Annotated in this window: 9 protein-coding genes; 6 read left to right on the top strand and 3 right to left on the bottom strand. The window is 28.5% G+C overall.

The features are described from left to right. Positions 1-1,168: MFS transporter (locus BN350_RS14735; RefSeq protein WP_028044294.1), on the bottom strand; the 1,168-nt coding region annotated here is incomplete at its 3' end. Between the two features lie 316 nt (positions 1,169-1,484). Beyond that, complete coding sequence (locus BN350_RS14730) at positions 1,485-1,703, bottom strand: hypothetical protein (RefSeq protein WP_147573601.1); 219 nt, start codon at positions 1,701-1,703, stop codon at positions 1,485-1,487. A 185-nt stretch (positions 1,704-1,888) separates the two neighbouring features. On the opposite strand from BN350_RS14730, the gene BN350_RS19415 reads away from it, so the two are divergent. After that, positions 1,889-2,599: a response regulator transcription factor gene (locus BN350_RS19415; protein WP_044600360.1), complete on the top strand. Its 711-nt coding sequence runs from the start codon at positions 1,889-1,891 to the stop codon at positions 2,597-2,599. A gap of 145 nt (positions 2,600-2,744) precedes the next feature. Here the strand turns inward: BN350_RS19415 and BN350_RS14720 are convergent, their stop codons facing one another. Continuing rightward, the gene (locus BN350_RS14720; protein WP_028044292.1) at positions 2,745-3,323 is read right to left on the bottom strand and encodes a bactofilin family protein; all 579 of its coding nucleotides are present in this window, start codon (positions 3,321-3,323) and stop codon (positions 2,745-2,747) included. A 291-nt stretch (positions 3,324-3,614) separates the two neighbouring features. Between BN350_RS14720 and BN350_RS14715 the strand changes: the two genes are divergently transcribed. The 5 genes from BN350_RS14715 to BN350_RS14695 all read left to right on the top strand — a co-directional run bounded on the left by BN350_RS14715 (position 3,615) and on the right by BN350_RS14695 (position 6,521). Beyond that, the gene (locus BN350_RS14715; protein ID WP_028044291.1) at positions 3,615-3,836 is read left to right on the top strand and encodes a helix-turn-helix transcriptional regulator; all 222 of its coding nucleotides are present in this window, start codon (positions 3,615-3,617) and stop codon (positions 3,834-3,836) included. Then, positions 3,823-4,260 carry a hypothetical protein gene (locus BN350_RS14710; protein WP_028044290.1) on the top strand — a complete coding sequence of 146 codons (438 nt, stop codon included), beginning with the start codon at positions 3,823-3,825 and terminating at the stop codon, positions 4,258-4,260. Before BN350_RS14715 ends, BN350_RS14710 begins: the two co-directional genes overlap by 14 nt. 13 nt (positions 4,261-4,273) lie before the next feature. Then, positions 4,274-4,456, top strand: a complete 183-nt coding sequence (locus tag BN350_RS14705; RefSeq protein WP_028044289.1) for a hypothetical protein — start codon at positions 4,274-4,276, stop codon at positions 4,454-4,456. 116 nt (positions 4,457-4,572) lie between these two features. Then, positions 4,573-5,754 carry an ATP-grasp domain-containing protein gene (locus BN350_RS14700; RefSeq protein ID WP_028044288.1) on the top strand — a complete coding sequence of 394 codons (1,182 nt, stop codon included), beginning with the start codon at positions 4,573-4,575 and terminating at the stop codon, positions 5,752-5,754. An 11-nt stretch (positions 5,755-5,765) separates the two neighbouring features. Beyond that, complete coding sequence (locus BN350_RS14695; protein WP_028044287.1) at positions 5,766-6,521, top strand: esterase family protein; 756 nt, start codon at positions 5,766-5,768, stop codon at positions 6,519-6,521. The last annotated feature ends 1 nt before the right edge of the window (position 6,522 follow it).

Raw genomic sequence — 6,522 nt, 5'->3', positions numbered from 1 at the left:
GTATTCGGACTTGATCAATATCTAGTCTCTTAGTAAATAAAATCATTACAATAGCAAGAGTGACAATGATAGCACCAATTAGGAATAAATTATAAGAACCATAGTATTGATAAACATTACCAAAAACATATCCAAATATTGCTTTTCCAATATTCATAGCAGCATTTAATAATGTCACTGCAGTACCAAAAACTGCTGGATTTACTGTTTCTTGAATGTAAGCAAGACTTGCAACTGTTGAACAAGCGACTCCAAGACAATGGACAATACTCACAATAACAAAGACATATGAATTAGGAACCAGTGCATATGTAAACATACGTAAAGCCATAGGAATAGTTGCTAATAAGAAGAATTTCTTATATCCTAATTTTTTAATGACTCTAGTTGCAATCATTAGGAATAAAAATTCAGGTAAAACTTGAACAAACGTTAACCAGCTAATCAATGAATTATCACCTTTTAATGTAGTAATCAAATGATTGCCAGCATAAGCCCCTGAACTATCTACAACAATTTGAGTCATAATAACGAGAATTAACATAAACAAGAAATTCTTATTGAGCAGTAAATCTTTAAAATTACCTTTTTTAGGTTTCTCTTTCTCTGCTTCTTTTTCATCAGCTTTAGGAAAAGTAAAACAAATTAATAAAGCAACACCAAGTAATATCATATAACTTGTAAAGAGTGGCCCATCTAAGCCGAAGATATCAGCTAGAAAACCAACTGCCATACTTCCTAACATATATCCTAAAGAACCCATACCTCTAATAGAACCATAGTTTCCATTAGTTTTAGCCGTATAATTCATTGCAATCGTATCTGCCATAGGTGTAGAACCTAATCTTACGACTTCTAGCAATAATGCAAATATCACACAACCAAGATAAACAGTTTGCTTCGAATAGAAGTATAAAACAACAATACTTGCTGCTAAAGAAAACATTAATAATAAATTATACTTTCTTGTTTTATCACCAATAATTCCCCATAGAGGAATAACACATACACCCAATATGAGTGAAATAGCTGTAATTAAACCAATTTGAGATCCATTTAGTCCGATACTATTCTCCAAATAAACATTAATATATGGAGTAAAGCATCCTACTGCCCCTATTAATAAGAAATAGAAGGCTTGAAACTTCAATATATTTTTATCTTTCATAATAAAATTCCTCCCACATAACAATATCATTATACTGAAACAATGATGAAAACGCTTTATTATTTCATAAATAGAAAAAATTAGTGAATATTTTTGCAATATTTCTTATAAATAATATTTGTTAATATATAAATCGTTATTAAACATAAAAATCCAATGATAATTTGATATGTAAATGTATGATTTGTTGTTGATAGTTAAGTAGTTTCTTTAGTAGTTTGAACTGATTGTTGAGATGACGAGTTTTCTTTAGTTGAAGGTGACAGTTCTTTTTTTATTGATAGTGATTGAGAGACTTTAGGAGTTAATGAAGGTTTTATAGTTGAAATGGAGTTTCTTTGTTGGAATCTACTGTATCTGTTGTTGAATTATCTTTATGAATAATTTGAGTATTTTCATTTAAATTACTATTAGTAATAAGATTAACATCATCTTTAGAGTTATTATTTGGGGTATTTTGTTGATCATTGTCAGGAGTGATATCTACAACACATCCACCTTCAAAATTATTAAAAGTTGATGTATCGTTATTCATAACAGCAACGTTACTATTATATTTTTTACAATCAATGGTTGCTTCTACAAGAAAAAATAGATTGCCAAACAATAGAAATTAATGATCTTTTGAAAGAAAGACAATCAGAAAGGATATTCAGCGGACTAAAAAGAATGAAAAAAATAAAAAGATAAGTTATACTTAAGAAAAGGAAGCTGATAAAAATGGTATATAAATTATTATTTATTGATGATGAAGAATTGTTATTGGATGAAGCAAAACATTATTTTACTGAACATGGATATTATATAGATATAACTCCAAGTGGATTCAAAGCATTAGAACTTAGTCAATCTAAAGGATATGATTGTATTATCTTAGATATTAAACTGCCAGATATAGATGGATTTGAAGTTTGTGAGAAACTTAGAGGATTTACATCTAAACCAATTATTATCTTATCTAACTATACTGAATTTGATGATCGTATTTATGGATTAAATATGGGAGCAGATGATTATGTCTGTAAACCATTTTCTTTTGAAGAATTAGAATTAAGAGTTCAATTAAGAATTCAAGGAGGTTTTGCGAATAGAATTCCAGAAATTATTAAGTTTGGTGATTTTAAAATTGATACTGGAAGTTATACAGTTTACTATAAAGATATGTCTGTTGTTCTAGCACGTATAGAATTTGATATCCTAATGTTATTAGTAAACCAACCTGGTAGAATTTATTCATATGAACAAATCTATGATAAAATATGGCTTGCGCCATTAAATAAAGGATTACATACATTACAAGCGAGAATAGCTGATTTAAGATTGAAACTTAATACAGTTACTGATAAACAATATATTGAGACAGTAAGAGGAAAAGGATATCGTTTTATTGATAATCCTATGAATGTATATAAGAAAGTAACTTTGAAATAGAAGTTTCTTTCTTTTTTGTTCAATTATCTGCTGAATCTACTTTCATACCTGATAGTCAAAAACAAACTTAAATTGGATAAAGAAGTAGCCAATGGACAAATAAGTTCATTGCTAAAAAGAAAAAACAACAGTAAAGGATTAATCTTTACTGTTGTTTCATTTTAATTTGTCCTTCTACTATTGCACCCTCATCTATTTTTAGTTTTTGCACAGTAATGTTTCCTTTAACAACGGCATGACATAACAATTGTAGAGATTCTTCAGAGTTAATGTTACCAGTACAAGCACTATCTAATGTTATAGATTTACCTTTTAGGTGACCATTAATAATACTTTGAGTATGAACTTGTATAAAGGATTCACTATCGATATTACCTTTGACTTTTGAATCTTTAATAAGAACACTATTGGCCTTAATATTTCCAATAATTTCACCATATTCAATAATTAATTGACCACTAATAGAAATATCACCTACAATCTTTCCACGTATTTCAAGATTGTTCTGACCAATGAGATTACCCTGTAATTCTGTACCAGCTGAAATAACAGTAGGTTTTAATGTGACAGCAACTTCAGTATTAATATTTTCTTTCTTATTTTCTTCTTTTATCACAATTTCTTGTTCCTCCTCATTTTCCATCATATTTTCATTCTCTTCTTCAATAACATCAAAATAACGATCAATAATTTTATCTTTGAATGTATTAAGCTTTTCTTTCATATAAACCTCCTTTGTTTGTAAAAGTACACTTTTTTGTATTTAATATTTATCCAATAATCCTAAATAAATAATTGAAATATTTATTATATTGCCAATTATAGTAATTTTTAATGAAAATTTTTACTATTTTTTGTGTACTTTTTTAATACTAACCCTATTATAAAGTATTTAAATAGAAATTTGGTGGAAATAGGTGAAAAAGTAGATTCAGCGGATATTACGCAAATAAAATGTATAATACACTTTACATTTTATGTAAAGTATACTATACTATTTATAGGAAGTGATGAAATGAAAACGAAGATAAAGGAACTCAGAAAGATAAATAAGGTATCCCAGGATGAACTTGCTATGGAGGTGGGGGTAACAAGACAAACTATTATTTCCTTAGAAAAGGAAAAATATACTGCTTCGTTAGTATTGGCTTATAAAATAGCAAAGTATTTTCATTTAACTATTGAGGATGTTTTTGATTTTTCGGATGTGGAGGATATAAATAATGAAAGAATTTGAAAAAGACATTAAAAAAAGAAGTTTACTAATAAGAATAGTATTAGGAATAATAATTATTTTTAATATTTTACTTTATTTGTTTCAAAAAGATTCTTCAGCTTTAGAGATTGGATTGAGTTTTCAATTAGGGATTTGTACAGGGTTAGTATTTATTGGTGTATTTATGGTTTATAGGTATGAAACAATTCTTAAAAATACACAACAGCTAAAAAAACTTTATATTCAAGAACATGATGAAAGAAGAAAACTGATCAAGCAAAAGATGTGTCAATCGTCATTAATAGTGACTATTTTAGGTTTGTTCATTGCTGATAGTATTGCTGTGTATGTGAACTTAACTGTTGCATATACTTTAACAGTAACTATCTTTGCAATAATGCTAATTGTTTTGTTAGCTAAAGTATATTATTTTCATAAATATTAAGGATGTGATATTAATGTGTCAAAAGAATGGTAAACAAAATTATTATATAGAACTAGGGTTGTTATTGAGTACAGGGACTTATTTTTTGTATGATGCACAACTTATTTCACATGAATTGAGATTTATATCATTAATTGTAGCTGTTGGAATAATGATTTATGGATTGTTCAAACCTAAAAATAGATGTAAAAATTAGAGATAGTCGTAAAAAACTATCTCTTTTGTTTTATATTTAGAAAAAATAATGAAGAATTTTTCATTATAATAGTTATATCTATGCTATAATATAAAAAAAGAGAAAGGGGAATAGTTATGAATTTTGTATATATATCACCAACCTTTCCAAAGAATTTTTATCAATTTTGTGAATGTTTAAAGGAAAAGGGACTCACAGTATTAGCTATTGGAGATACACCTTATGATCAATTAACAGAAGAATTGAAAAATGCAATTGATGATTATTATCAAGTTTATTCAATGGAAAATTATGATGAAATGGTGAAAGCAATGGGATACTTTATATTCCATTATGGTCATATTGATTGGCTAGAATCAAATAATGAGTATTGGTTAGAACAGGATGCTCGTTTAAGAACAGATTTTAATATTACTACTGGAATGCATAGTTGTGATATTGAAGATATGAAATGTAAGTCTAAAATGAAGAAATTTTATGAAGAAGCAGGTGTTAAGACTGCTAGATATCATTTAACAACAACATTAGAGGATGGATTGAAATTTATTAAAGAAGTAAATTATCCAGTCGTTGTGAAACCTGATAATGGAGTTGGAGCTGCCAAAACTTATAAGATTTCTTCGGATGAAGAATTAAAAGCTTTTTATTTAGAGGATCATCCAACACAGTATATTATGGAAGAGTTTGTGAATGGATTAATTATATCTTATGATGGAATTGCTAATTTAAATAAAGATATTTTATTTGAAACATCTCATGTTTTTCCAAATCCTATTATGGACGTTGTTAATGAAGCAAGTAGTATGTATTATTATTCTTTAAGGGATATTCCTTATGATTTGAAGTTAGCTGGACAAGCTTGTGTGAAAACATTTCGTACAGCAGGAAGATGTTTTCATATGGAGTTCTTTAGATTATTAGAAGATAAAGAAGGACTTGGGAAAAAGGGAGATCTTATTGGATTAGAAGTGAATTTAAGAACACCTGGTGGATATACTCCTGATATGATGAATTATGCAAATGATATTAATGTTTATGATATTTATGCAGATATGGTTGTAAAGGGACATAGTGATTATGATCATCATCGACCTTATCATTGTGTATATTGTGGACGTAGAGATTATATTCATTATAAACATAGTCATAATGATGTTATGGAAAAGTATCAGTTTGATTTATTAATGGCTGAAAGAATGCCGGATATTTTAAGTGGAGCTATGGGGAATTTTACGTATACAGCACGTTTTGAGACAATGGATGAAGTGAATGCTTTTGTTGATTATGTGTTAGGATAGGAGGAATCAATATGAAAAAAGAGTGGTTTAAAGAGTATAGTGAATGTTTGAATAGAGATATGGAATTTATGGTATATGGACATGCTGGACAGCCTATTTTGGTCTTTCCTTCACAAGATGGACGTTATTTTGATTTTGAAAATAATGGTATGGTTCATACTGTTGAACATTTGATTGATCAGGGAAGAATTCAATTGTTTTGCTGTGATAGTATTGATCCTGAATCTTGGTCTGGAAAGGGACTTGATTCTAGACATCGTACTTATATGATGGAGCAATGGTATTATTATGTTATGAATGAATTAGTTCCTAGAATATTTGAAATTAATTCTTATGGTAATGGTGGTGGATACGCAGATGGTATTTTTACGACAGGATGTTCAATGGGGGCAACACACGCTGCTAATTTCATGTTTAGAAGACCTGATATTTTTAAAGGAACAATTGCTTTAAGTGGGTATTATGATAGTGATTTATTCTTTGATGATTATCATGATGAGATATTATATCGTAATTCACCAATACAATATTTACATGGTATGAGTTATGATCATCCTTATGTTGATATGTATCGTCATTGTAAAATTGTTTTATGTTGTGGGCAAGGTGCATGGGAAGATGATATGATTAGAAGTACAACACGTATGAAAGAACTTTTAGAATTTAAAGATATACCAGCATGGATTGATCTCTGGGGTTATGATGTTAATCATGATTGGCCATGGTGGAGAGTACAGTTCCCATATTTTGTAGAAAGGGTGATATAAT

Origin of the sequence: Candidatus Stoquefichus massiliensis AP9, assembly GCF_000455285.1 — a bacterium.
Lineage (GTDB): Bacteria > Bacillota_I > Bacilli_A > Erysipelotrichales > Coprobacillaceae > Stoquefichus > Stoquefichus massiliensis.
The sequence above is the reverse complement of the archived record's forward strand: the minus strand, read 5'-3'. Positions and strand labels throughout refer to the sequence as shown.